The organism is Afipia sp. GW821-FHT04G03, from assembly GCF_059419985.1.
The window spans coordinates 847,732-873,811 of record NZ_JBWKSV010000001.1 but is presented as its reverse complement, the minus strand read 5'-3'; the positions used below and the strand labels follow the sequence as shown (position 1 = coordinate 873,811).

Annotated in this window: 25 protein-coding genes and 1 pseudogene; 23 read left to right on the top strand and 3 right to left on the bottom strand. The window is 58.9% G+C overall.

The features are described 5' to 3' along the window. Nucleotides 1-400: 400 nt before the first annotated feature. A complete protein-coding gene (locus AC07UB_RS04295) occupies nt 401-1,291 on the bottom strand; it encodes a DUF2189 domain-containing protein (RefSeq protein WP_492792601.1) in 891 nt (296 codons plus the stop codon). 650 nt (nt 1,292-1,941) lie between these two features. On the opposite strand from AC07UB_RS04295, the gene coxB reads away from it, so the two are divergent. From coxB to AC07UB_RS04235, 12 genes are all read left to right on the top strand, one after another. Further along, nucleotides 1,942-2,775, top strand: a complete 834-nt coding sequence (gene coxB, locus AC07UB_RS04290) for a cytochrome c oxidase subunit II (RefSeq protein ID WP_492788875.1) — start codon at nt 1,942-1,944, stop codon at nt 2,773-2,775. Between the two features lie 79 nt (nt 2,776-2,854). After that, entirely contained in the window at nt 2,855-4,630 is a 1,776-nt protein-coding gene (gene ctaD, locus AC07UB_RS04285) for a cytochrome c oxidase subunit I (RefSeq protein ID WP_492788876.1), read from the top strand. Further along, nucleotides 4,627-5,331 carry a cytochrome c oxidase subunit 3 gene (locus AC07UB_RS04280; protein WP_492788877.1) on the top strand — a complete coding sequence of 235 codons (705 nt, stop codon included), beginning with the start codon at nt 4,627-4,629 and terminating at the stop codon, nt 5,329-5,331. Before ctaD ends, AC07UB_RS04280 begins: the two co-directional genes overlap by 4 nt. A gap of 15 nt (nt 5,332-5,346) precedes the next feature. Beyond that, on the top strand, nt 5,347-6,072 hold the full coding sequence (locus AC07UB_RS04275) for a heme-copper oxidase subunit III family protein (protein ID WP_492788878.1): 726 nt from the start codon (nt 5,347-5,349) through the stop codon (nt 6,070-6,072). A gap of 10 nt (nt 6,073-6,082) precedes the next feature. Beyond that, entirely contained in the window at nt 6,083-6,463 is a 381-nt protein-coding gene (locus AC07UB_RS04270; RefSeq protein WP_492788879.1) for a cytochrome C oxidase subunit IV family protein, read from the top strand. 32 nt (nt 6,464-6,495) lie between these two features. After that, the gene (locus AC07UB_RS04265; protein WP_492788880.1) at nt 6,496-6,789 is read left to right on the top strand and encodes a GYD domain-containing protein; all 294 of its coding nucleotides are present in this window, start codon (nt 6,496-6,498) and stop codon (nt 6,787-6,789) included. Nucleotides 6,790-6,856: 67 nt separating this feature from the next. Then, complete coding sequence (locus AC07UB_RS04260) at nt 6,857-7,288, top strand: c-type cytochrome (protein ID WP_494652064.1); 432 nt, start codon at nt 6,857-6,859, stop codon at nt 7,286-7,288. Nucleotides 7,289-7,787: 499 nt separating this feature from the next. Next, nucleotides 7,788-8,957 carry an ABC transporter substrate-binding protein gene (locus AC07UB_RS04255; protein WP_494652066.1) on the top strand — a complete coding sequence of 390 codons (1,170 nt, stop codon included), beginning with the start codon at nt 7,788-7,790 and terminating at the stop codon, nt 8,955-8,957. A 105-nt stretch (nt 8,958-9,062) separates the two neighbouring features. After that, nucleotides 9,063-9,956: a branched-chain amino acid ABC transporter permease gene (locus AC07UB_RS04250; RefSeq protein WP_494652068.1), complete on the top strand. Its 894-nt coding sequence runs from the start codon at nt 9,063-9,065 to the stop codon at nt 9,954-9,956. After that, nucleotides 9,949-10,968: a branched-chain amino acid ABC transporter permease gene (locus tag AC07UB_RS04245; RefSeq protein WP_494652070.1), complete on the top strand. Its 1,020-nt coding sequence runs from the start codon at nt 9,949-9,951 to the stop codon at nt 10,966-10,968. The genes AC07UB_RS04250 and AC07UB_RS04245 overlap by 8 nt, the downstream gene beginning before the upstream one ends. Next, the gene (locus AC07UB_RS04240; RefSeq protein WP_494652072.1) at nt 10,965-11,705 is read left to right on the top strand and encodes an ABC transporter ATP-binding protein; all 741 of its coding nucleotides are present in this window, start codon (nt 10,965-10,967) and stop codon (nt 11,703-11,705) included. The genes AC07UB_RS04245 and AC07UB_RS04240 overlap by 4 nt, the downstream gene beginning before the upstream one ends. Beyond that, entirely contained in the window at nt 11,705-12,412 is a 708-nt protein-coding gene (locus tag AC07UB_RS04235; RefSeq protein ID WP_492788886.1) for an ABC transporter ATP-binding protein, read from the top strand. Before AC07UB_RS04240 ends, AC07UB_RS04235 begins: the two co-directional genes overlap by 1 nt. Here AC07UB_RS04235 and AC07UB_RS04230 read toward each other — a convergent pair. Together AC07UB_RS04230 and AC07UB_RS04225 are read right to left on the bottom strand one after the other, a co-directional pair. Next, nucleotides 12,409-13,095 carry a LysR family transcriptional regulator substrate-binding protein gene (locus AC07UB_RS04230; protein ID WP_492792602.1) on the bottom strand — a complete coding sequence of 229 codons (687 nt, stop codon included), beginning with the start codon at nt 13,093-13,095 and terminating at the stop codon, nt 12,409-12,411. The genes AC07UB_RS04235 and AC07UB_RS04230 overlap by 4 nt on opposite strands. Before the next feature lie 117 nt (nt 13,096-13,212). After that, nucleotides 13,213-13,323 (bottom strand): annotated as a pseudogene (locus tag AC07UB_RS04225) (helix-turn-helix domain-containing protein); the annotation flags it as partial. Nucleotides 13,324-13,513: 190 nt separating this feature from the next. Here AC07UB_RS04225 and AC07UB_RS04220 point away from each other — a divergent pair. The 11 genes from AC07UB_RS04220 (at nt 13,514) to AC07UB_RS04170 (ending at nt 25,980) form a co-directional block, all read left to right on the top strand. Next, nucleotides 13,514-14,122 carry a UbiX family flavin prenyltransferase gene (locus tag AC07UB_RS04220; protein ID WP_494652074.1) on the top strand — a complete coding sequence of 203 codons (609 nt, stop codon included), beginning with the start codon at nt 13,514-13,516 and terminating at the stop codon, nt 14,120-14,122. Between the two features lie 39 nt (nt 14,123-14,161). Then, nucleotides 14,162-15,580, top strand: coding sequence for a UbiD family decarboxylase (locus tag AC07UB_RS04215; RefSeq protein WP_492788888.1), 1,419 nt, complete (start codon nt 14,162-14,164; stop codon nt 15,578-15,580). A 59-nt stretch (nt 15,581-15,639) separates the two neighbouring features. After that, a complete protein-coding gene (locus tag AC07UB_RS04210) occupies nt 15,640-16,683 on the top strand; it encodes an ABC transporter substrate-binding protein (RefSeq protein WP_494652077.1) in 1,044 nt (347 codons plus the stop codon). An 11-nt stretch (nt 16,684-16,694) separates the two neighbouring features. Then, on the top strand, nt 16,695-17,525 hold the full coding sequence (locus tag AC07UB_RS04205) for an ABC transporter ATP-binding protein (RefSeq protein ID WP_494652079.1): 831 nt from the start codon (nt 16,695-16,697) through the stop codon (nt 17,523-17,525). After that, nucleotides 17,522-18,289: an ABC transporter permease gene (locus tag AC07UB_RS04200; RefSeq protein WP_492788891.1), complete on the top strand. Its 768-nt coding sequence runs from the start codon at nt 17,522-17,524 to the stop codon at nt 18,287-18,289. The genes AC07UB_RS04205 and AC07UB_RS04200 overlap by 4 nt, the downstream gene beginning before the upstream one ends. A 13-nt stretch (nt 18,290-18,302) precedes the next feature. Next, a complete protein-coding gene (locus AC07UB_RS04195) occupies nt 18,303-19,145 on the top strand; it encodes an AraC family transcriptional regulator (protein WP_494652081.1) in 843 nt (280 codons plus the stop codon). Between the two features lie 136 nt (nt 19,146-19,281). Next, nucleotides 19,282-22,272 (top strand): xanthine dehydrogenase family protein molybdopterin-binding subunit, encoded by a 2,991-nt coding sequence (locus tag AC07UB_RS04190; RefSeq protein WP_492788893.1) that lies wholly within the window; start codon nt 19,282-19,284, stop codon nt 22,270-22,272. Then, the gene (locus tag AC07UB_RS04185) at nt 22,269-23,081 is read left to right on the top strand and encodes an FAD binding domain-containing protein (RefSeq protein WP_492788894.1); all 813 of its coding nucleotides are present in this window, start codon (nt 22,269-22,271) and stop codon (nt 23,079-23,081) included. The genes AC07UB_RS04190 and AC07UB_RS04185 overlap by 4 nt, the downstream gene beginning before the upstream one ends. Continuing rightward, nucleotides 23,078-23,599, top strand: a complete 522-nt coding sequence (locus AC07UB_RS04180) for a (2Fe-2S)-binding protein (RefSeq protein WP_492788895.1) — start codon at nt 23,078-23,080, stop codon at nt 23,597-23,599. The genes AC07UB_RS04185 and AC07UB_RS04180 overlap by 4 nt, the downstream gene beginning before the upstream one ends. Further along, a complete protein-coding gene (locus tag AC07UB_RS04175) occupies nt 23,592-25,142 on the top strand; it encodes an AMP-binding protein (protein ID WP_492788896.1) in 1,551 nt (516 codons plus the stop codon). Before AC07UB_RS04180 ends, AC07UB_RS04175 begins: the two co-directional genes overlap by 8 nt. 31 nt (nt 25,143-25,173) lie before the next feature. Further along, nucleotides 25,174-25,980: an enoyl-CoA hydratase/isomerase family protein gene (locus AC07UB_RS04170; RefSeq protein WP_492788897.1), complete on the top strand. Its 807-nt coding sequence runs from the start codon at nt 25,174-25,176 to the stop codon at nt 25,978-25,980. Nucleotides 25,981-26,080 lie beyond the last annotated feature (100 nt).

The following is a 26,080-nucleotide window of genomic DNA, read 5'->3' as shown; positions in this document are numbered from 1 at the left end:
TGATCGTTCGTCTTTCCCCGCTTCTGAAGAGACGTTTGCGACGTAGCAGCGGTGGATTTTGCTCTGTTTTCCGACGCAATCCGTCCGAAAAGTTCGCAGATTGACTGCCAGCCAGCTGTGCGTGCCGAAAACCTCATGCGGCTGCATTTGCAGGAAAAATTCGCTGTTCTTGTTCCAAATTACCTGATCTGCCAAATTCTTTCCCTGTTAACTCGCGCAGGGAGTTCCCGAAAGCCGCTGCAGCGCAGCAGTTTTTCGATAAAAAATCGTCTTCTGAAGTTTTGGAATGTTAGAAATCCCTGTAAGCAGGGAATTCCGCCGGAGACTGTTCCGATCATCACTGGGTCGCCAGCCAACCAGTCCGGCTCGTCAACGTGCGTCCCCGATGGTTCGTTTCGAATTATGGCTTGTCGCGGCCCCACGGGAAGAGTGAGGCCGGGAAATCTGCCGCGTAGCGCCGTCCTTTCGGCGGCCGGGGTGGTTCCTGGTATGGATTTGGATCTGGCTCCAGCGCCTTGCGATAAAGATGCCAGGTTGCGTGACCGAGCACCGGCAGAACGACGGCGAGACCAAGAAACAACGGTATTGAGCCGATCACCAGCAGCGCGGCAACGATTAGTCCCCATGCTGCCATCGCAACGGGGTTTTTCATCACGACCCGCAGCGAGGTCTGGATCGCATCCGTCACGTTCGCATGCCGGTCGAGCATCAGCGGAAACGCCACAACACTGATGCATAAGGCAACAACAGCGAACAGGAAGCCGACGCCGCATCCTACGACGACGAGCGTTAATCCCTCCGTGGTCGTAAAAATGCGTGAGGTGAAATCAGGAATGCTTGCAGCAGGGGTGTTGCCGAAGATGCTGACATAAATGGCATTCGCAGTGGCGACCCAAACCAGGAACAGGATGAGCAGGATTGCGCCAAGTCCGAGCATGGCTCCGAAGGATGGCGCCCTCAGAACGCCAAACGCGTGCCACGCTGAAGGCTCTTCACCGCGTTCGCGGCGGCGGCTCAATTCATAGAGACCGAGCGCGGCGAAGGGCCCAATCAATGCGAATCCTGCGGCCAGCGGGAACAGGAGCGGCAATACTGAATAGCCCAGCACCGTCCTGGCTATCACAAGCCCAAGGACGGGATAGATGATGCACAGGATAATCGCGTGACTTGGAATTGCCTTGAAGTCTTCCCAGCCGAGCCGTAGCGCGTCACGCAGGTCGGAGAAGCCAATGTTGCGAACGACAGGGGCGGCGGCTGGCGCAATTCGTGTGTCGGTATACGGTATGGCCATGGTCGCAATCTCCATGTGTTTGCACATGTGTTGCACCGGCGAGATTGGGCGTCACCTTTTCCGCGACGTTCAATCGCCTTCGTGCGCAGAAATCGCGACCACGTCTGGCAAGGCGGCCAAGCTCACGAAAAGATCTTTGCCAAGCAAAACCAGTCGCGACCTGTAGAGCACAGCATAGCGCAATTCGAAAACAATAGCACGTGCTGTTAGATCTGTTGTGCATCTGCACACTGTGTTCCAACCTGCAATGAGCTGTCGATGTTCCGTTGCGCGGCGCGAGCTTATGTGTGTTGCTCGATTGCAATGCGGTATCGCGGCGCGGCTGCCACGTTCAGTCTCTCAGCGAGTAAATTGTGCAGCGAGTGCGTTGTGGCATTGCCATCGGACAAACCGGTCTATTGACAACCAAGCCTGCCGGGGAACATCCTGTAGTGGTAAAATGCCCATCGTTCGTTGACACCAGCGGTCGCGACGTCTTCGCAGAACTGAACTCGACAAGATGATTGCTCAAGTCGAGTTCGATGTTGCGACCGGTTAAGGGCAAGGCGGCCAGCATCGCGATGGCGAGCTTGAAGTATGCCATCCATGCCGACATGAGTCATGCGCCTTAAGTCTTGTCCGTAGCCTCACAAGGCAAGGATGAACAAGGGATGGCTGTAGCGCTCATACTGCTTTTGGTCGCGGTCGCCTCGGTGGCGTTTCACCTCTGGAGCCCGTGGTGGTGGACGCCGATTGCTTCAAACTGGCGTTACATCGACGACACAATCACCATGACATTCTGGATCACGGGCATCGTTTTCTTCGCGATCGTCGCGTTCATGGCTTATTGCGTCTTCCGCTTTCATCACAAGGAGGGAAGGCAGGCAGCCTACGAGCCGGAAAACAAGAAACTCGAATGGTGGCTCACCATCGGAACTGCGGTCGGCGTTGGAGCGATGTTGGCGCCCGGTCTTGTCGTCTGGCACCAGTTTGTCACGGTTCCGGCCGATGCGACCGAGGTCGAGGTCATGGGCCAGCAGTGGCGCTGGAGCTACCGGCTCCCAGGCAAGGACGGTCGCATGGGGACGTCCGACGCGCGTAACGTCAGCGCCGAAAATCCGCTTGGCTTGAACCCCAAGGATTCCGCCGGGCAGGATGACATCGTGATCGAAAACGGAGATCTGCATCTGCCGATCGGCAAGCCGGTCAAGGTGCTGCTGCGATCGATCGATGTTCTGCACAATTTCTATGTGCCGGAATTCCGCGCCAAGATGGATATGGTGCCGGGCTCCGTCACATATTTCTGGTTCACACCGACGCGGACGGGATCGTTCGAGGTACTCTGCGCGGAACTTTGCGGACTTGCGCACTCGCAGATGCGGGGCAAGGTCATCGTTCAGGAAGAGAAAGATTATCATGCGTGGCTGGAGCAGCAACAGACGTTCGCGGAACTGTCTGGTCAGCGCAATATTATGAAAGCGACTTACAAGACAGGCAGCGAATGAAAATACCGACGAGGAGGCGCCGCACATCTGTGACGCTAACTCTTCGCGCAATAGAGGGAAGACCAAGGAGGACATTTCGATGGTTGATGTCCCGTCTGACGTCGTTGCACGCATCCCGCCAGCTGAGGTGGGAGAGGTCGATCTCTATCACCCGCATAGCTGGTGGACGAAGTACGTCTTCTCGCAGGATGCCAAAGTCATCGCCATTCAGTACTCGCTCACCGCGATGGCGATCGGGATGGTCGCGCTAGTGCTCTCGTGGCTTATGCGGTTGCAACTCGGATTTCCCGGCACATTCTCGTTTATCGATCCAAGCCAGTATCTCCAGTTCATCACCATGCACGGCATGATCATGGTGATTTATCTGCTCACCGCGCTGTTTCTGGGCGGCTTCGGAAACTACCTTATCCCGCTGATGGTCGGCGCGCGCGACATGGTGTTCCCGTACGCGAACATGCTGAGCTACTGGATCTATCTGCTTGCCGTGCTGGTGCTGGTTGCGGCGTTCTTCGCTCCGGGTGGTCCGACCGGCGCCGGATGGACGTTGTATCCGCCGCAGGCGGTTCTCTCCGGCACGCCGGGGCAGGAAGCGGGCATCATTATGATGCTGTTGTCGCTGATCCTGTTCATTATTGGCTTCACCATGGGCGGCTTGAACTATGTGGTGACCGTGCTGCAGGCCCGTACGCGCGGAATGACGCTGATGCGGATGCCGCTGACGGTGTGGGGAATTTTCACGGCGACAGTGATGGCGCTGCTCGCCTTTCCTGCGTTGTTCGTCGCCTCGGTGATGATGCTTCTGGACCGGCTTCTCGGCACCAGCTTCTTCATGCCAACACTCGTGGAGATGGGCCAGCAGATGAAGTACGGCGGCGGCAGCCCGCTGTTATTCCAGCATCTGTTCTGGTTCTTCGGCCATCCCGAGGTCTATATCGTTGCGCTGCCGGCATTCGGGATTGTTTCTGACCTGATCAGTACGCATGCGAGAAAGAACATCTTCGGTTATCGGATGATGGTCTGGGCGATCGTCGGGATAGGCGCGCTAAGCTTCGTGGTGTGGGCGCACCACATGTATGTCAGCGGCATGAATCCGAAATTTGGGTTCTTCTTCGCAACGACGACGCTGATCATCGCTATCCCGACAGCCATCAAGGTCTATAACTGGGTTCTGACCCTGTGGCGCGGCGACATCCATCTGACCGTGCCGATGCTGTTCGCGCTCGGCTTCATCGTTACGTTCGTCAACGGCGGGCTGACCGGCCTGTTCCTTGGCAACGTTGTCGTCGACGTTCCGCTATCCGATACGATGTTTGTCGTCGCTCATTTCCATATGGTGATGGGCGTGGCGCCGATCATGGTCGTGTTTGGCGCGATCTATCATTGGTATCCGAAAGTCACCGGACGGATGCTCAACGACTGGCTGGGCAAGGTCCACTTTTGGGTCACGTTCCTGGGAGCCTATGCAATTTTCTTCCCCATGCACTATCTCGGTCTGCTGGGTGTGCCGCGCCGCTATCATGACATCGGGGAGACGGCGTTCGTCCCGGCATCCGCGCATGATCTCAACGCGTTCATGAGCGTGGCGGCCTTGGTTGTCGGGTTCGCTCAACTTATGTTCGTGTTCAATCTGTTCTGGAGCCTGCGCAAAGGCAAAGAGGCAGGCGGCAACCCGTGGAAGGCTACCACGCTGGAATGGCAAACGCCGCAGACGCCGCCAGCACATGGCAACTGGGGCAAAGAACTCCCCGTCGTGTATCGCTGGGCTTACGATTACAGCGTTCCGGGAGCTGCGCGGGATTTCATCCCGCAGAATGAGCCGCCATCCGCATTAACAGGGAAGGGAGCTCACGCATGACTGCGATCATCCTGTTCATGGCTGGATTGGCCGCCATTGCAGGATGGTGGCTCTCGCAGCAACGCCTGAATGCGAAACCCTGGCTGGAGGAAGGATCGATTGGCGATTTTCCCGGCGGGGGCGCTTCGTTACTGCCGCCGGAAAAAATTGGGCTGGGTGTGTTTCTCGCGGTTGTCGGCTCGCTGTTCGCGCTCTTCATCAGCGCGTACTCGATGCGTATGGATCTGACCGACTGGCGCTCGTTGCCCGTGCCAAGGTTGTTATGGTTCAATACCGGCGTTCTGATTGTGAGCAGCGCAGCGTTGCAATGGGCTCAGGTTGCGGCACGCCGGGACGACAGCGACAATGTGCTGATTGGTCTGCTTGCGGGAGGTATCTCCTCTGTTGTGTTCGTGACTGGTCAGTTGCTGGCGTGGCAGCAGCTCAACGCCGCCGGCTATCTTCCGACGGCCAATCCGGCCAATGCATTCTTCTATCTCATCACCGCAGTTCATGGGCTGCATGTACTCGGCGGCCTCGCAGTGCTGGGCAGAACCACCGCGAAGGCATGGCGTGGTATCGAAGCTTCGCGGCTGCGCCTGAGCGTTGAACTGTGCACCATGTACTGGCACTTCCTGCTGCTGGTTTGGCTGATCCTGCTTGCGTTATTGACGGGCTGGGCGGACGATTTTGCCGCCATTTGCCGCCAGTTGTTGACATAAGGAGAGGTGAGCGCAATGGCTGAAACTGCGCTGACAAACGCCGGACAACAAACCCGAGCGCGGCCTGCAGGGGTGCGAGGCATTGTCGCCGACTGGTCTTCGGATCAGCGCGCGTTCAAGGACGTCTCGTGGGGTAAGGCCATGATGTGGATCTTCCTCCTCAGCGACACCTTTATCTTCGGTTGCTTCCTGCTGTCGTACATGACGGCGCGCATGTCCACGACGGTACCGTGGCCGAATCCCAGTGAGGTTTTCGCTCTGGAGATCGCGGGACATCATATTCCGCTCATTCTGATTGCGATCATGACCTTCGTCCTGATCAGCAGCAGCGGCACCATGGCCATGGCTGTCAACTACGGCTACCGCCGCGATCGCCGCAAAACCGCGATACTGATGCTGGTGACCGCTGCGTTTGGTGCAATGTTCGTCGGCATGCAGGCCTTTGAGTGGACAAAGCTGATCATGGAGGGTGTCCGGCCATGGGAGAACCCGTGGGGGGCGGCGCAGTTCGGCTCATGCTTCTTCATGATTACGGGTTTCCACGGAACGCACGTCACCATCGGCGTGATCTTCCTGATTATCATCGCACGAAAAGTCTGGCGCGGGGATTTCGACACCGAGCGGCGCGGCTTTTTCACGAGCCGGAAGGGACATTACGAGATCGTCGAAATCACCGGGCTGTACTGGCATTTCGTCGATCTGGTGTGGGTATTTATCTTTGCATTTTTCTATTTGTGGTGAGGTGACACACATGGCTGAAGTCACGATGAACGGAGTTTCTCATGCGGCACCTGCCGCAGCACCGGCTGCTGCACATGCCGAAGGACAACAACATCCGATCAAGCTGTACCTCGTGGTCTGGGCATGGCTGTTTGTGCTGAGCGCCTGCTCTTATCTCGTCGATTATTTCGGCGTTCACGGATACCTTCGCTGGTCGCTGATCCTGCTGTTCATGGTTGCGAAGGCCGGTTTGATTGTTGCCGTCTTCATGCATATGGCCTGGGAGCGGCTGGCATTGAGTTATGCTATCCTGCTTCCGCCACTGGCGCTGTTGGTCTTCGTGGCCATCATGGTGCTTGAGTCGGATTACACGCTGCTGACCCGGATCGTGTTCTTCAAGTCAGGAGCGTAGAAGCGGGGGCCTCGTGCGCAGGGAGGACTGCGATGACCACCTATGTTATGCTTGCAAACTGGACCGACAAAGGCGTCCAAAGTGTGAAGGACTCGCCACGTCGTTTGGACGCGGCGAAGAAAGCTCTCAAGGATATGGACGGCGAGTTCAAATTGTTTTTCCTGACCATGGGCGACTACGACATCGTCGCGATTTATGAAGCCCCGGACGATGCAGTCGCCGCGCGTTTCAACCTCCAGCTTGGAATGATGGGTAACATTCGGACGCGGACCCTGAAGGCATTTCCTGAGGCGGCTTATCGGGAAATCATCACGTCGCTCGGCTGACCAGCCAACTGCGCTCGCTTTAGATTCGTTTTTTGGCCGTACCGTTTGTCAGCCATGGAGTGGTCACATGCGCATTTTCGTTCTAGCCATCGCAGCAGGATTCCTCTCGACCGTTTCCGCCTCCGCCCAGGATGCAGCTGCGGGTGAGAAGGTTTTTGCTCAATGCAAAGCGTGCCATCAGATCGGTGAGAGTGCAAAGAACGCGGTCGGCCCTGTACTCAACGGGTTGTTCGGGCGTAAGTCCGGGACGATTGAAGGCTTCAACTATTCGCCCGCGAACAAGAATTCCGGTATCACTTGGGACGAGGCGACCTTCCGTGAATACATCAAGGATCCGAAGGCGAAAGTGCCGGGCACCAAGATGATTTTCCCGGGCCTCAAGGATCCCAAGCAAATCGACGATATTGTCGCCTATCTCAAGCAGTTTAACGCTACCGGAAAGAAGGCCGAGATCGTGCCTGCTGGCGAAAGTAGGCGACTGCACAGCTATCTGCGCTGATGGAAAGCCGGTTACCGCTGCCAAGCGGGCGCCGCCGTGGGCCGCTTCGCTGGTTATATAGCGATTTCAATGAAATATGAGTTCATAGTTTTGTTCTGAATGGCGCGCCAAATTCGCGCCATTGCCAAGCCCTGAGCCATTCTGCGGTGCAGCGAACTTTATGAGACTGATTGGTAAATTGTAAGAACGCACGGTATCGCCGCTCGCCGTTGCATTTTGGCAAATGCCCTCCATGCGTCGAGAAGTGCGCGGTTGTGGAGAGGTGACGGTATGGCGGCTATCGCCACACATCAATTTTCAGACGCGCTCGGATCACGCAGCAATCCAGTTGAATGGATGGCGATTTTTCTCGCTGAATGATTGCGGTCTAAGCGTCAGGGCAGAATCTCCATTCGAGATGTTCTCCCGGCGCAAAGTTCTCCGCGAACATCCGTGAACTCAAACCAAGACGATAAATCCGCAAAAGCGGATATCCAATCACCTTTAGGGAGTTGAGCCGATGATCAAAACAAAATTGCTCGCGGGATTTCTCGCAGCCACCGCACTTACCGCTCCTGCGTTTGGCGCCGATCCGATCAAGATTGGTGTCGTTACACCGTTGTCCGGCACGTATTCCCCGATCGGTCAGCAGGTGCGCTGGGGACTTGAGCTTGCAACCAAGGAAGTCAACGCTGCGGGCGGCATCGCGGGCCGCCAGGTGCAGCTGATTTTCGAAGACGAAGAAGCAAATCCGTCCGTTGCCGTGCAGAAGGCTGAAAAGCTGTTCGAGGTGCAGAAGGTCGATTTTCTCACCGGGACCGTGAACTCAGGCTCGACGCTGGCCGTCGGTCAGACCGCGGAGCGGGCAGGCAAACTGATCGCGACGACCGTGTCGTTTGCGGATTCGATCACGGCAGATAAGTGTTCGCCGAATGTATTCCGCGTGAATGCGCGCGCCGGTCAGCAGTCTACTGCGCTCGCCGCCTGGGTGTCCAAGCAGAAGCCAAAGGCGAAGGTCTACTTCCTGGGGCCTGATTATGAAATGGGCCGCTCCACTGTCGCAACTTTCAAGAAGACGGTCGAAGGCCTCGGCGCAACGTCGGCCGGCGAAGTCTTCGCGCCGCTCGACAGCAAGGACTATACGCAATACTTCGGCCAGTTGCGCTCGGCCAAACCGGAAGTGCTCTACACGTCGGTTGCGGGCAACGATACCGTCCGACTTCTCACCCAGTTGCAGGATTTTGGTCTTCTTGGAAATCTGCTGGTCGTCGGCGCATCGGGAACGGTGACGTCGCAGAACATTGCTGCCATTGGTGCAGCGGCGGATGGTTTCGGCACCGGCGTGGGCTACTCGACGCAGATCGACTCGCCTGAGAACAAGAAGTTCGTCGAAGCATTCAAGGCGGCGAACAAATCCGATCCGGATCTCTACGGCGCCGATAGCTATGGACTGATCTACTTCTACAAGGCCGCCGTCGAGAAGGCGAAGTCGACCGAAACCGACAAGGTGCGGGCGGCGATGAAAGACCTCGAGTGGATGACGCCGCAGGGCAAGAAGACCATGCGCGGCGGCGATCATCAGGCGATTCAGCCGATGTACGTCGTTCGCGTCAGCGGTGGCCAGTTCAAGATCGTTGGCGATGTCAGCGGCGAGGAAGCCATTGGACCGGATGACTGCAAGCGCTTCTAACGTATCCACAACAACGGAGAGTGGGGCGGCAACTGATTGAGTTGCGTCCCCGCTGCCGGATAATTAACAGCAACTGAAACATCGACAGGCGGATGGTGGTTCCGGATGACCGGATTGTTGGAATACGGGCAATTCGTTCTTGCGCCACAGATGATCACGGGACTGGCTCTCGGGGTCGCTGTGGTTCTTGTGGCAATTGGTCTGACGATCATTTTCGGTTTGCTCGACGTCATCAATATGTCCCACGGCGAATTCTATGCCGTGGGGGCTTATCTGGCGCTTGCATTGGGGGCGTCCGGCGTCAGCTTCTGGATACTCCTTGTGCTCGTGCCGCTGCTGATGCTGCCCATTGGTTACGCGGTAGAGCGCGGCCTGATTCAGCGCGTCTTCAATTTACCAGATCGGCACGTGACGACGCTGCTTCTGACGTTCGGTCTTGGCCTCGTGATCGAGGAAGGGCTGAAGGTCGTGTTCGGCCCGAATACGCAGCGGCCCCCGACGCCCATCTCGGGCGCGGTCGAAGTAATGGGCGTGCTGCTGCCGACATACCGGTTGTTCCTGATCGTTATCGGTTTTGCCATCGTCGGCGCGGTGGCTCTCATCATCAATAAAACGCGACTCGGCGCGCTTGTGCGGGCAGCGGCATTCGACCGTAACATGGCAGCCTCGCTTGGTGTGCCCGTGAAGCGCGTCTTTGCGTGGACCTTTGCGTTTGGTGTAGCGCTTGCTGGCCTTGCGGGCGTCTTGCTTGCGCCGATCTATTCCGTGTTTCCGACCATGGGGCGGGATTTCATCTTTCTCGCATTCACGGTCGTGATCGTCGGCGGCATGGGTTCGATCGCCGGCGCTGTGATCGCAGGGTTGTTGATCACGCAGGTGCAGGCGATCTCAAGCCTGATCGTTTCGCCGGTCTGGAGCGATCCGATCGTTTTCAGCATCATGGTGCTCGTGCTGGTGGTTAGGCCGCAGGGTCTGTTTGGGCGGCTTGGTCATGGATAACCCGGCACACGTGCGGCAGGAGCCGATGATCGATCGTCTCGGTCTCGCCATGCGGGCGAGCCATGTTCTTGTGGCGGTGTTCGTTGCTGCGTCCCTGATCTTCGCCGCCATCGGCGCAGCAATGGGCGACACGTTTTTCCTGCGGCTTGCGACTGAAGCTTTGATATTCGCCGGCCTAGCGCTCTCCGTCGATATCCTCTTGGGCTATACCGGATTGCTGTCGCTTGGGCAGGCGCTCTATTTCGGTCTTGGTGCGTATGTGTCCGCGCTGATGCTCAAGGAAGTTCCGTCCTTCTGGGCTGCGATGGGGGCGGTGCTGGCAGTCTCGCTCATTGTGGGGGCTGTCGCCGGATTGATCGCAAACCGTGTTCGCGGGGTTTATTTTGCGCTGGTGACATTCGGCCTCGCGCAGGTTGCAGCGCGCGCTGTCTACAATACCCGCTCGCTCGGAGCGTCGGACGGACTGATCGGCGTGCCGATCGTGCCCGTCAATCTTGGTCTCGGCACGGTGATGTCGAATTCGCCGGCCGGCTTCTTCATCTTCACGCTTGGTTTCATTGTCATACTGTATCTGGTGAGTGCCTATCTTCTCGATACGCCGTTCGGGCGCATTCTGGTCGCGCTGCGCGCGAACGAGCGCCGCGTCCCGTTTCTTGGCTACTCGACCCGCAACGCCCGCGTGGCAGCCTACATTCTCTCGGCTGTGGTAGCCGCTTTGTCGGGGGCTCTCTATCCGATGCTGCGTGGTTTCGTCTCGCCGGAATTGCTGTTCTTCAGCACCTCGGGAAATGCGGTGATCACGGTGGTGACCGGCGGTGTCGGTACGCTGGCCGGTGCGCTGTACGGCAGCGTCATTCTGACCGTGCTGAAATCCGTTATTGGTTCGATGACCGAACATCATCTGATCGTCATCGGCCTGATGTTCATGATTGTCGTGATCTTCCTGCCGAAGGGCCTGATGGGACTGATCCGGCCATCTATTGAACGCATGCTGGGTGGGGGCGGGCGATGACGGCTGTGCTTCAGGTTCACGACCTCGGCGTCGCGTTTGGCGGAATCCGTGCTGTGGATGGTGTCTCCTTCGCCGCCGAACAAAATGCGATTACCACCGTGATTGGCCCGAACGGCGCCGGGAAATCAACGCTGTTCAATCTGATCAGCGGACTCATCCGGCCGAACGCCGGGCGTGTCGTTCTTGGAAACGTGGATCGAACCGGAGCGCCGCCGCATCTTATGCAGCGGGCCGGCCTTGGCCGGTCGTTCCAGATCACGAACCTGTTCTTTGAACTCACGGTGTTTGAGAATCTGAGGCTCGCGGCGCAGCGGCTCGAACCGTCGCGCCGGTTATGGCTGCCGGTCCAACGCAGTGATCGGGCGCTTGCCCGTGTCGATGCATTGGTCGAGCGTTTTTCGCTTGCTGCCAAAGTCGGGGAACTTGCCGGCGCACTGTCTCACGGCGAACAGCGACGGCTGGAGATCGCCGTGGCGCTGGCTGCCGAGCCGTCGATTCTCCTGCTCGACGAGCCGACGCAGGGTATGAGCCATGCGGACACAGCAGATACGGCCCGGCTGATCCGCGATCTGGCTAACGACGTTACTATCCTCCTGATCGAGCATGACATTGGTGTGGTGATGGATATTTCCAACCACATCGTGGTGATGCACCAGGGAAAAAAGCTTGCTGAGGGCGCGCCTGCCGTCGTGCGGGCCGATCCGGCCGTCAAGGCCGCTTACTTTGGACATGCCTGATGTTCAAGATCGATAATCTTCACGTTCATTACGGGCTCTCCCACGTTATTCAGGGTGTGAGCATGGAAGCGCGCCCCGGCGAGGTCGTCGGCATCTTCGGGCGCAACGGCGTCGGCAAAACGACGCTTATGAAAACGATCGCGGGTTGGGTTGCTCCAAGCGGCGGCGAAATCGTCCTCGACGGTGCGCGTCTTGATGGCCTCGAACCGGATGGCGTTTGCCGCCACGGGGTCGGCTTTGTGCCGGAAGACAGGCGCATCTTTCCCGGCCTGAGTGTTGAGGAAAATCTCAAGCTGGGCCTGATGCAGCGTAAGGGGCGTTCGCGCGCCGAGGAGAACGCGGAAATCGACCGCATCTACCAGCGCATGCCGCGTCTCGCCGAGCGGCGGCGGCAGGCCGGCACGACGCTGTCCGGCGGCGAGCAGCAGATGCTTGCAATGGCCCGCATTATGATCGGCCGCCCGAAACTGGCGTTGATCGATGAGCCGAGCGAAGGTCTCGCGCCGATGATTGTCGCCGACATTTTCGCGATCATCCAGGAAATGAAAGCGAGTGGGGCGATTGTCCTGCTCGTCGAGCAAAACGTCGGTGGCGCGCTCAGCGTGTCGGATCGCTTTTACGCGATCGAGCGCGGGGCGGTCGTCCTGGCGGGAGACGCCAGAAATGACGCTGACAAGAGCCGGCTAATGGACGTGATTGCGGTCTAGCCAATCTTTCGTTTGACGAGACGCGAGGCGGAGGTCGCCGCGTTTGAAAGATCATTGGAAATGATCTCCATGACCGCTGACATTGCGGCCGACACGATGCGGCGCGGATGGGTGACCCAGGCCACCGTCCTCACGATTCCCGGCTTGCCAAGACGGTAGGCCTCGACGCGTCCGGCGGCGAGGTGCGGATACAACGCGATTCCCGGCAGCACTGACACAAGATCGGTGGTTGCCACGACTTCGCAAACTGCCGACAGCGTATCGATCTCCAGCCGGGGTTTCAGGGTGATATCGATCTCGGCTGCGGTTGCGTCGAGAATACGCCGCAAGCCGTGCCGCCGCGATGGGATGACGATGTCCAGATCCTTCAGTCGCCGGTAAGGCACGACGCCGGGGAGGGTGACTTTATTCATGGGGCCGCGCGCAAGCATCATTTCCTCGTCGAGAATGTGGCGGGCTTTCTGTGGCGTCTTCCCCGGGGGCATGTTCACGATAGCGATATCGAGCTGGCCTGCGAGAACCCATTCGAGCAGCACGTCGGTATAGCCCTCGCAGACCAGAAGCTGGATCTCGGGGTACATCGCGGCGATCTTCGCAGATGACGAGGCGAGCGTGCTTTGAGCGGCGGACGTGATCATCCCGATGCTGACGCGCCCGGAGATTTTACCATCCAGGCGTGCCATTTCGTCGCGCGCATGATCGACGTTTTGTATGATCGAGCCTGCAAGGCCTGCTAGTTTTTCGCCTGCCGGCGTTAGCGAGACGCCGTGTGCCGACCGATGAAAAAGCTTTTTGCCAAAGGACCGCTCAAGCTTCGCGATCTGCATGCTGAGCGCGGGCTGAACGATATTCAGCTGTCGCGCCGCGCGGGTCACGTTGCCTTCCTGTGCAAGGCAAAGGAAGTACTGCATCTGCTTGAAGTCCATTCGGGTCCTCTCGGAACAAGCCGCCTCGATCTCTATCATCAATTATAGTGATTGATAAAATCAATATCTATTATTTGTGTTGATTGCCCCATCTGCGTAGCCTTTGGCGATCCACGCGGGCTGGTTCCAATGAGGGCAGCGCCGCCAAATTCCTAACCTTAAGGTCGGGCCGGTGATGGTTTCTTCGCAACGACGTCTCATCGTCGGTATTTCCGGTGCTTCAGGTGTCGTGTACGGCGTGCGATTGCTTCAATTGCTGCGGAACGCCGGGGTTGAAACGCATCTCGTGATGTCAAAAACCGCCGAGATCACGTTCGCCTACGAAACATCGCTCAAGATCGCAGATGTGAAGGCGATCGCGCACACCACTCATTCCATCGACGATATGGCTGCATCGATCTCGAGCGGGTCGTTCCGGACCATGGGCATGATCGTCGCGCCATGTTCAATGCGTTCCATGTCGGAAATTGCCTCGGGTGTGACAACCACGCTCCTGACGCGCGCAGCCGACGTGACGCTGAAGGAAAGGCGTCGTCTGATCCTGATGGTTCGAGAGACGCCGCTTCACACCGGTCACCTGCGCACCATGACGGCGCTGTCCGAGATGGGCGCGATCATCGCGCCGCCGGTGCCGGCGTTCTATGCAAAGCCCGACAGTCTCGACGACATGGTCGACCACACGGTCGGACGCGCGCTCGATCTTTTCGACATCGATGTGGGCGTTGTCGAGCGTTGGGGTGAAACACCTGCGCTCAAGCGCCGCCCCGCCCGCGACGCGACCTGATTTAGACGCTATTCAAGAAGAAAATCTCCAGAGGGGAAAATGACAAAGAGCAGTGGCATTCATGCAATGACCGGTCACAACGCGGAGCCGGATCTGCGAAGCTGGTTGCAGCAGCTTGCGGCAACGGATCGCCTCGCTGTCGCGCGGGCAGGGGTGTCCCTGATCGATGAACTGGCCGCGGTTTCCAAGAGACTTGAGAACGACAGCGCGGTGCTTTTTCCGTCACCTGACCAACATCCGATCCCGGTTGTCGCGAACATCTTCGCCGACCGGAGCTGGGTCGCGGATTCCCTCGGCATTCCGACGGATCAACTGTTGTCGCATTTTCAGGAAGCCGTGCGGAACCCGCTGCCATGGGTCGAGGTGAAGAATGCCGCTGCGCAAGAAGTGGTCCATCGCGACGTGGATCTGCTGAAGCAATTGCCGATTCCGAAACACAACGAACACGACAGCGGCCCCTACATTACCGCAGCGCTTCTGATCGCGCGCAATCCCAAGACGGGTGTTCAGAACGTCTCGATTCATCGCTGCCAGGTCAGCGGCCCGGATCGCATCGGTGTGCTGCTGCTGCCGCGTCATACCTTGCATTACTTCAAGATGGCGGAGCAGGCTGGAGAGGCGTTGGAGATCGCGCTGGTCATCGGTGTGCACCCGGCCTGCATTCTTGCTTCGCAGGCTATTGCCGCGGTCGATGAAGACGAAATGGAGATTGCCGGCGCGCTGCTCGGCCGTCCAATCGAGATGGTAAAGTGCCTAACCAACGATGTGCGAGTGCCGGCACACGCGGAGATTGTCATCGAGGGCCGCATTCTGCCCAAGGTTCGCGAGCCTGAAGGGCCGTTCGGCGAATTTCCGCAGTATTACGGACCGCGCGCCAACCGCGAGGTTATTCACGTCGATGCCATCACGCATCGAAAGAGCCCGATCTTCCATACCATCGTTGGTGGCGGTATGGAGCATCTGGTACTCGGGGAAATTCCGCGCGAAGCCACGCTGCTCCAACACCTGCAACGCAGCTTTTCCAGCGTCCGTGATGTGCGGCTGACGCGTGGCGGCACCTGCCGCTATCACCTCGTCGTCAAGATCGAGAAGACCAATAACGGCGAGCCGAGGAACATCCTGATGGGTGCGTTCGGCGGTCATTACGATCTCAAGCAGGTCGTGGTCGTCGATATGGACGTCAACATCGACGATCCGAACGAAATCGAATGGGCCATTGCAACGCGGTTCCAGGCGGATCGCGATCTGTTCGTGGTCTCCGGTGCCCAGGGCTCCAAGCTCGATCCGTCAAGCGATGAAGGCATCAGCGCCAAGATGGGCATCGATGCGACCAAGCCGGTCGAGGCCGAGCCGATGGTGTTCAAGCGCATCCATGTGAAGGGTCTCGAAGACGTCGATCTGCCGAGCATTCTGCAAGGCGATCCGAAGGCTGCGTTTGCGCGCATTGTGACGGGTTAACGCGCCCGCGATATCTGGAAGCTAACACACTGGCACAAAGCCGGGATATTGGGAGAGAGATGATGAACAGACGAAACCTGCTGCGAAGCGCAGCTTTGGCTTGCGCGGCACTGATGAGCGGCACCGGTGCATTGCATGCGCAGGGCGTCGATCAGGTCAAGGTCGGGGTCAACAAGGTGATCAGCGACGTTGTCTTCTACATCGCGCAGGAGCGTGGATTTTTCGCCGAGCAGAAACTCGCCGTCGAATTGATTCCTTTCGATTCCGGACCGCGCATGATCGCGCCTCTCGCGGCGGGGCAGATCGACATCGGTGCAGGCGCTTCCTCAGCCGGTCTGTTTAACGCCGTGTCGCGCGGCATCGGGGTCAAGATCGTCGCGGACAAGGGCTCCACGGCCCCGACATACGATTACATGCCGTTGATCGTCCGCAAGGATCTGGTCGATTCCGGCAAGGTCAAAACGCTTTCCGACCTCAAGGGGTTGAAACTTGCAGCGGCTGGCCCGGGATCTGCGACGAACGCCAAATTGGCGGTGGCGCTGACAAAGGGCGGGCTGACCTACAAGGACGCCGAGAGCGTCAACATGAGCTATCCGCAGCAGGTTCTCGCGCTGAGTTCAAAGGCGATCGATGGCGCGATCACGACGGAGCCGTCCACCTCGCAAGCCATCGAGAGGGGCGTCGCGGTCCGGCTGTCTGACGTTACGCTATATCCGGGCCAGCAGGTGGCGGTTCTGCTTTACGGCAACGACATGCTTACGAAACGCCGCGACGTCGGGCAGCGGTTCATGAATGCCTATGTCAAGGCGTCGCGCATTTATAACGATGCGACCAGCAAGGGATTGTTCAACGGCCCGGGCTCCAAGGAGGTCGTCGATCTCATTATGAAGACCACGGGCCTGACGGATCGCAAGATGTTCGACACGATGGTGCCGAACGGCATTTCGCCGGATGGATCGGTGAATACGCAAAGTCTCGACGACGATCTGAAATTCTATGTTTCGCAGGGCCAGATCGAGAAGCCCGTTACGGTCAGTGATGTGGTGGACATGTCTTTCGTGGAGAGCGCGGTCAAGCAATTCGGCCCCTACAAGCCGCGTTAGGAAACAATTTGATGTCGACCATTCGCGTAGTTCACGACCGAGCGGCGCCACAGTCACAGGCCACGCAGATTTCCCTGTCCGGTGTACGCAAGTATTTCGGGACTGGCGGCTTTGTTGCGCTCGACGGGATCACGATCGACATCCCGCAGGGCGAGTTCTTCGTCATCGTGGGGCCGAGCGGCTGCGGCAAGACGACGCTGCTGCGGATTCTCGCGGGTCTCGACCGGGAAAGCGAAGGCACGGTCGATGTCCGCCAGGCGGATCCATCGCGCCCGACAAACTCCATGATCTTCCAGGGCGACTCTTTGTTTCCCTGGATGACTGTCTACGACAATGCCGCTTATGGTCTTCGCATGCGCAAGGTTGCGGAGAGCGAGGTGATGGACACCGTGCGCCTCTGGCTTGAGCGCATCGGGCTTTGGCGCTTTCGCGACCGGTATCCGCACCAGTTGTCCGGCGGCATGAAGCAACGTGTTTCGATCGTGCGCGCGTTTGCCAACGATCCCGAAATCCTTCTGATGGACGAGCCGTTTTCTGCGCTCGACGAACAGAACAAACTCCTGCTGCACGAAGAGCTGTTGCGAATTTGGGAAGCAACCAAGAAGACGGTGGTTTTCATCACTCACAGTGTCGATGAGGCTGTCACGCTCGGCGATCGCATCATGGTCATGACCGCAAATCCCGGGCGCACGAAAGCGCTCATCGATGTGCCGTTCGGGCGTCCGAGGAACGTGATGGAGCTACGGCAGAAGCCTGAATATGGTGAGCTTGTCTTCGATATCTGGGAGCAGCTTCGTGAGGAAGTTAACCGCGCGCGCCAGCTGGAGGGAAATCCCTCATGAACGCTACAGCGAAAGGATTTGAGCGAGTCATCGGACTCGTGACGCCGCTTTTGCTATTGGCGGCATGGGAAATCGCAGGACGCTTTGGCCTGATCGACGTGCGGTTTTTTCCTCCGCCAAGTAGCATCATGCATCAGGTGGGTGCGCTGCTTGCATCGGGAGAACTGGTGACGAATACGCTCGCAAGCTTGCGGCGTCTTGCGCTTGGCATGTTGCTCGGTGGCGTTCCGGCCCTGCTGCTCGGGCTAGCGATGGGGATTTCGCGGCCGCTTCGCGCCGCCATCGATCCCTTGATTTCGGCGACCTATCCGATCCCGAAAAGCGCGATCCTGCCGCTGGTGCTGCTGATCTTCGGCCTGGGCGAGATGTCGAAGGTGGTCATGGTGGCGCTTGGCGCTTTCTATCCCATCGTCATCAACACGCTGGTCGGGGTGGTCAATCTCGACCGCATTTATCTCGACGTCGGCCATAATTTCCGCGCCAGCAAGTGGCAGGTTTTCCGGACCATCGCATTGCCGGGCGCGCTTCCGTCAATTATGGCGGGGGTCAAGCTCGCCATGGGAATGGGGCTGATCCTGATCGCGATCTCCGAAATGGTCGCCGCCAACGACGGTATAGGGTTCATGATCTGGAACGCGTGGCAGGTCCTGACGGTCGATACGATGTATGTGGGATTGCTTGTTATCGCGATTCTTGGTTTTGTTTTCTCCGTCATACTCGACCAGATCGAGCGGTGGCTGATTCCGTGGAAATCCAGCGGCTGAGCGGGAGGCTCAAATGTCTACAGCGTTGCGTATCGCGCATGGTGCGTTCGGCAGGGTAGCGCTGTTGGATATGGATTGTTCGCTGGTGCGGCATGCGCATCCGCACTGCCACGTTCTGCTGAAGGTGGAGGGCGCCGATACCCAGTTTGCAGTCGGCGACAAGGTTTACCCCCTGACGGACACCAGCGCGGTTCTGGTCGATGGCTGGCAACCGCATGCCTATGTCCACGATCCTCAACGCCCCCGCACGCTGATCCTGGCCCTCTACGTCGAACCCCAGTGGCTGATGGAGTTCCGGCCGGGGTGGGTCGCGAGCGGCTCACCCGGGTTTTTCGGCAATCCTGCGGGCGAGGTCTCGCCGCGCATTCGGGAGCTGAGCATGGGGCTTGCGACCGATATGATGGCCAGGCCGGACTGTGTTTCCAATCACGAGGCGCTGCTGTCCGATCTCATGATCGCGGTCATCGAGCGCTTTACGCCGTGGCGGAGTTTCCCGGCATCGATCAGGGAAATGAATGTCCCAGGCCGCGACTGGCGGATCAGGCGTGCCGCGGAAGCGATGCGGGCTGAAGCTGGCCGCACAACGAACATCGACAAATTTGCGAAGGAAGCCGGCCTTTCCCGGGCACATTTTTTCCGGCTATTTGAGTCATCGATCGGGCTGCCCCCGAAGGTGTATCTCAATGTTGTGCGCATGGAGCAGGCGTTCGACGCTGTTCTCCATCAGGACGCAAGCATCGGCGAGATCGGTGAGCGTCTTGGCTTTGCAGAGCCGGCACACTTCACGCGCTTCTTCCGCAACCATGCAGGTGTCGGTCCCCGTGAGTTCCGAAACGTTTCGCGGCTCGCGAGTTGATGCTGCAACGCACAGCCGTCATCAAATGAGACGGTTTGGTAAGTCGTGAGAAGTGCCGGTATGGTTTGTCTTTCGTTCTGGCGGAAAAACACTCGCACGCGCGGCGTAACAAGCGCGATCGGGAGTGATTTTCAGGATGGCGCAATCCGCCACATCGGCATCGGACCTCGATAGTAATCGTCCCTGGGTCGGCCGGTCGATTGAGCGCGTCGAGGACCTTGCGCTGCTCACGGGACGCGGCCGCTTCATCGATGATCTCGGCACGCGGCCGGGCACATTGCACGCCGCTATCCTGCGTTCACCTCATGCCCATGCCGATATTGTCGCCATCGATACGTCGGCTGCGGCAAAAACCGCGGGCGTGCGCGCGGTGCTTGTCGGCGACGACATCAAGAAGATGACCACGAGTCTTGTCGTTGGCGTGAAAGCTCCGGTGGAGTGCTGGCCGATCGCGGTCGGACGTGTCCGCTACGTGGGCGAGCCCGTCGCCGTTGTCGTCGCAACCGACCGCTATCTCGCGGAAGACGCGCTCGACCTGATTGAGGTGCAATACAGCCCGCGTCCGGCGGTGGTTGACCCGCTTGCTTCGCTCTCAGCGGATGCGCCCGTATTGCACGATGGCTTCAACGGTAACGTCGCGAGCGACCGGCGCTTCCGTTACGGCGACCCCGAGCGTGCGTTTGCCGAAGCTGCGCATCAGATCTCGGTCGATATTACCTATCCGCGCAACTCATGTACCCCGATCGAAACCTACGGATTGATCGCGGACTATGATCCCGCGGAGAATGCATTCGACATTCTGGCCAACTTCCAGGGGCCTTTCAGTATTCATGCTGTGATTTCCCGCGCGCTCAAGGTTCCAGGCAACCGGGTGCGCTTGCGGACGCCGCCGGATTCGGGTGGCAGCTTTGGCGTCAAGCAGGGAATCTTCCCTTACATCGTCTTGATCGCTGCGGCGTCGCGCGCAGTCGGTCGCCCCGTGAAGTGGATCGAAGATCGCCTTGAACATCTGACGGCATCGGTATCGGCAACCAACCGCGCCACTACGATCAAAGCGGCAGTGAGCGGCGACGGTGTGATCCTCGCGCTGGATTGGGATCAGGTTGAGGATTGCGGAGCACATTTGCGCGCACCTGAGCCGGCGACGCTCTACCGCATGCACGGCAATCTCACAGGAGCTTATGACATCCGTCACGTGGCGGTGAGAAACCGCGTTGTCGTTACCAACAAGACGCCCACAGGGCTCAATCGCGGTTTTGGCGGGCCGCAAGTGTATTTCGCGCTGGAACGGCTTGTGCACCGGATCGCGGTTGAACTCAGGCTCGATCCGCTCGAAGTGATCCGGCGCAATCTGATTCCGGCCGGAGCCTTTCCATACCGCACCGCGACCGGCGCGCTTCTGGATTCCGGAAATTATCAAGAGGCATTGATCCGCGGCGCACGAGAGGGAGGACTTGCCGAACTGAAGGAGCGGCAGAATAAGGCGCGTGCGGAGGGGCGTCTCTACGGTATCGGCTATACTGCGGTGGTCGAGCCCAGCGTGTCGAACATGGGTTATATCTCGACAGTCCTCACGGCCGAGGAACGCCGAAAGGCCGGACCGAAGAACGGCGCACAAGCAACGGCAACAATCGGACTGGATCCCGTGGGCGGGGTCACGATTCATGTCGCGTCGGTCCCGCAGGGCCAGGGGCATCGGACGGTCTTGTCACAAGTGGTCGCCGACGTGTTCGGCCTCCAGCCGCAGGATATTCGCGTCAATACCGAGATCGATACGGCGAAAGATGCATGGTCGATCGCCTCGGGAAATTACGCCAGCCGTTTCGCGCCGGCGGTTGCAGGCACGGCGAAGCTGGCGGCGGAACGCCTCGCTGCCAAATTGGCGCGTATTGCGGCCAGTCAACTTAACGTCGAAGTTTCAGACATCATCTTTTCGAATGGCGTCGTTGCGTCGAGACATAATCCGGAAAACAAGATTGCGTTCTCGCGCCTCGCCGCACTCAGCCACTGGTCTCCCGGTTCGCTGCCCGATGACGTCGGCGATACCATTCGTGAAACAGTGTTCTGGACTCCGCCGGAACTGACGCCGCCGGACGACAACGATCTCGTCAACTCGTCGCTGTGTCATGGGTTCATCTTCGATTTCTGCGGCGTTGAAATCGATCGAACCACACTCGAAACGCGCATCGACCGTTACGTGACGATGCATGACTGCGGCACCATTCTACATCCCGGCATGGTGGACGGGCAGATTCGCGGCGGCTTCGCGCAAGCGCTAGGCGCCGCGCTCTACGAAGAATATGCCTATGGTGCTGACGGAAGCTATCTGACCGGCACGTTGGCTGACTATTTGCTCCCGACGACAATGGAGGTCCCGGATCCGGTCATTCTACATATGGAAACGCCGTCGCCGTTCACGCCATTGGGCTCAAAAGGCGTGGGCGAAGGTAATTGCATGTCGACGCCGGTCTGCATCGCCAATGCAGTCGCTGACGCGCTGAACGTCAGGGACCTGACCCTGCCGCTGGTGCCTGCGAAGCTGACGGAGATTGTCCGCGGTGCGGAACCCGTCGCGCCTGCAGGCCGATCTTCGGCTGTGCCGAAGGCAGGGGATCGGCGCTTGCGCGGTGAGGGCAGCGCCGCGGTGAGCGTGCCGCCGGAGCGTGTGTGGGACATGCTGCTGGATCCGGAAACATTGAAAGCCGTCATTCCGGGCTGCCGAAGTGTTGAAAAAGTATCCGATACGCATTTTCGCGCTGACGTCACGCTGGGTATCGGTCCCGTGAGCGGCCGATACCGCGCCAACGTGAAACTGACCGATCTGGACAAGCCGCATGCCGTGACGCTCGGCGGCACTGCCGAGGGCGCGCTTGGATTCGGCGGAGGCGAGGGCCGCATCACGCTGACGCCTGACGGCCAGGGCGGCACCGTCATGCATTATGTTTACGACGCTGCGATCGGCGGCAAGGTCGCCAGCATCGGCGGACGTCTGCTCGATGGTGCCACCAAGGTCATCATCGGACAGTTCTTTGCGGCACTCGCGCGTCAGGCCGGAGGCACTAACCCCGGCAGCGGCTCGTTGTCGATTCTTGCCCGGCTGCGGCGTCTCCTTGGGAGAGCCGAATGAAGCCGGCGGCTTTCGACTATGTTCGCGCTGACTCGCTGGGTGAGGCGCTGGATGCGCTTGCGAGCGATGGTAGCGACGCACGCATCATCGCTGGCGGCCAATCGTTGATGCCGATGCTGAATATGCGGCTGGCGAAACCGAAGGTGCTGATAGACATCATGCGGCTGGAAGAACTCGGCCGTATCGAGGCGAAGGCAGGGACTGTGACGATCGGGGCCGGCGTCCGTCAGGCGGCGCTGCTGGCGTGGCCTCAACTTGCGGCAACGTTACCCATCATTTCGCTCGCGTTGCCGTGGACGGGACACGCCCAGACTCGAAGTCGCGGTACGGTCTGCGGTTCGATTGCTCATGCCGATCCCAGCGCCGAGCTGCCGCTCATGCTGATTGCACTCGAAGGCGAAGTTCACCTGCGCAGCAGGAAGAAGCGCCGGCGTGTCGCCGCAAAGGATTTCTTCGCCGGTATGATGGCTACGGACAAGGCCGATGACGAACTGATCGAGGCGGTATCGTTTCCTGCCGGAACGGCGCCATGCGCATTTCGCGAAGTTTCACGCCGGCACGGCGATTTCGCCATCGTGGCGTGTGCGGCCGTCGCCACGAAGACAGGAGTACGCCTTTCGGTCGGCGGCGTCGCCGACGTGCCGACGGCGCGGGAATGGCCACGTCTGGAGGGTAGCGCCCTCGATGATGCACTGAACGCTTTCGCATATGAACTCGAAGCACGTGATGACGTTCACGCAACGGCACGCTATCGCCGCGATCTCGTTCGCAATATCGGGCGCGATCTGGTGCGCGAGGTTCTGCAATGACGCGTTTGAAATCGGAAGCCCGCCATCCGGTCCGCTTTACGCTCAACGGAAACGCCACCGAAGGGGAGGCGGAGCCGCGCTTGCTGCTGACGGATTTCTTGCGGCAGCAGATCGGGGCGACGGGCACGCATGTGGGTTGCGAGCACGGCGTTTGCGGGGCTTGCACGGTGACCGTCGATGGCGCGATGGCGAGAGCATGCCTCACGCTTGCGGTCCAGATAGACGGCTGTGATGTCCGCACCGTCGAGGGTATCGCGCCGGCGATGGACAGGCTTAGTGTTCTGCAGGCTGCATTCCGGCGGAACCACGCGTTGCAATGCGGCTTCTGCACAGCCGGCATTCTCATGTCGCTGGATCATTTCCTGCGCCACCACCCGTCGCCAGGCGAAAGTGAAATCCGCGACCTTCTCAGTGGCCATCTCTGCCGCTGTACCGGCTACACGCCGATCATAAAGGCCGCGCTTGAGGCCGCAGCAGAACTCGCAAAAGTATCAAGGAGCGAGAAGATAGATGCTTGATCTCGGAAGTAGTTTTATTGCCAGCGTTGTACGCGATCCCGATGCCATCGCCATTGTCGATGGTAGCCTGCGTCTTACGTATCGCGAGTGGTATGCCCGCATCTCTGCGCTGGTTGCGTCATTTGATAGGATCGGTCTCAAGCCGGGCGATCATGTTTTGACCGTGCTGCAAAATCGCTGGGAAGCGGCGACCCTTCATTGGGCGTGCCAATTGGCCGGTATCGTCATAACGCCGATCAACTGGCGCGCAAAACCTGATGAGGTAGATTACTGCATTGAAAATTCAGAGGCCTGCGCGATCGTCTATCAGGATGTCTCAGCCGAGGCCGTGCAAGGTTCGAAGCTTGCACATCGACTTCGATGTATCACTGTCGATCGCGCACCGAACAACAGCAAAACGATGCAGTTCGACGGCATGATTGCCGGCAATGCGCCGGACGCAATGCCGCGCGTCAGCGCGGATGCCTGGTCCATCATGCTCTATACATCCGGTACGACGTCGAAACCCAAGGGTGTGCCGCGCCGTCATCGCGCGGAGCGTGCGGCCGGCGTCGCGCACGTTGCCCAGAATCTCTATCGTCGGAAAGAGCGGACGCTCGGTGTGATGCCGCTCTACCACACGATGGGCGTTCGTTCGCTGATCGCAATGTCTCTGATTGGCGGCACGTTCGTCTGCCTTCCACGCTACGATTCACGCCAAGCGCTGGCGATCATCGAGAAGGAAAAGATCGACAATCTTTATCTGGTGCCGACGCTGTATCACGATCTCGTTCACCACGATGCCTTCGCCAAGACGGATGTATCGTCGGTTCGCAAGCTTGGCTTTGCCGGCGCTTCGATGACCGATGGATTGCTCAGGAAGCTTGATGAACTCTTCAAGCCGGACCTGTTCGTCAATCACTATGGCAGTTCGGAAATCTACACATTCACTATCGATCAAAACGCAATCGCCAAGCCAGGGTCTGCGGGCAAAGCGGGGATCAATCAGCATATCAGAGTGGTGAAGCTGAATGCGAGATCCGTTACGCAGGTCGCAGACGTGGATGAGGAAGGCGAGATCATCGCGCTGCTCGCGAGCGACGAGGCCTTTGAGGGCTATTGGCGCCGTCCGGACGCGGATGCAAAGTCGTTGCGCGAGGGATGGTATTTTACCGGTGATACCGGGTTCGTCGACCGAGACGGAGATCTGTTCGTGACCGGTCGCGTCGACGACATGATCATTACCGGCGGCGAGAATGTATCTCCGGTCGAGATCGAAAGTTGTCTTTCGCTTCACCCTGCCGTCTCCGAAGTGGCTGTGGTCGGCCTTCCCGACGAAAAGTGGGGAAAGATCGTTGCCGCTTTTGTCAAGCGCAACGCGACCGTGACGGAAAGCGATCTTGAACAGTTCTGCCAAACGTCAGGTCTGGCTAATTTCAAGCGTCCACGCCGTTTTGTGTTTGTCGACGCGATTCCAAAATCGCCGGTCGGAAAGCTGCTGCGCAGGCTGCTTGTCGCCGGCGAATATGATCTTGAGCGATCTCCGCCGTCCAGCGCGGCCTGAATTTTCCAGTTCAACAGAAGGAAGTAACGATATGCCGTCCCCTTACTCGTTTGTCGATCCGCGTCTCGGAAAGCTCGACGGCTTTCAGGTTGAGCTTGATGAAGCTCACGAACGCGCCGATATCATTCTCAACAGGCCGCCGTACAATATCGTCACCATGCCGCAGCGCGATCAACTGCGTCTGGTCTTCGAAACGCTGGATGAGGATGCGCGCGTTCGCGTGATCGTGATCCGTGCGGTTGGAGAGCATTTCTCAAGCGGCGGAAATATCGGCGGCTTCATGGAAGCCACTCCGGAGCATGTCTCGAAGCTCGCATGGAATATTGCCGCGCCCGCGCGTTGCGCCAAGCCCGTTATCGTCGCGAACCGGGGCTATTGCTTCGGAGTCGGATTCGAACTGTCGCTCGCCTGCGATTTCCGGTTGGTTTCCGAAACTGCGTTCTATGCGTTACCTGAGCAGAAGCTCGGTCAGATTCCGGGATCCGGCGGATCGGCTCGCCTGCAGAAAATGATCGGCATCACGCGCACCAAGGACATCGTGATGCGCTCGAAGCGCATTCCGGGCAAGCAGGCGCAGGAATGGGGCATTGCCACCGAATGCGTGCCGGACGCCGATCTGGAAAAGGCGACGGACAAGCTAGTCGAGGAACTTCGCACGTTCTCGCCGTTGGCTCAGCGCACCGCGAAGAAGCTCCTGAACGATACCGAGGACTCGACATTGGCCATCGCGATCGAACTGGAAGGCCATTGCTACAGCCGTTTGCGGCAATCGGAGGACTTCAAGGAAGGTGTCGAAGCCTTCAACGGCAAGCGTCCGCCGAAGTTCATCGGCCGCTAGTCCCCAGTTCTATGCGTTAGGCATTGCGGCTCGCCGCAATGCCTAACGCCTTCGGGATTTCGATATGCCGTTCCATGTTGAAAATCTGGTCGAGGGCAGG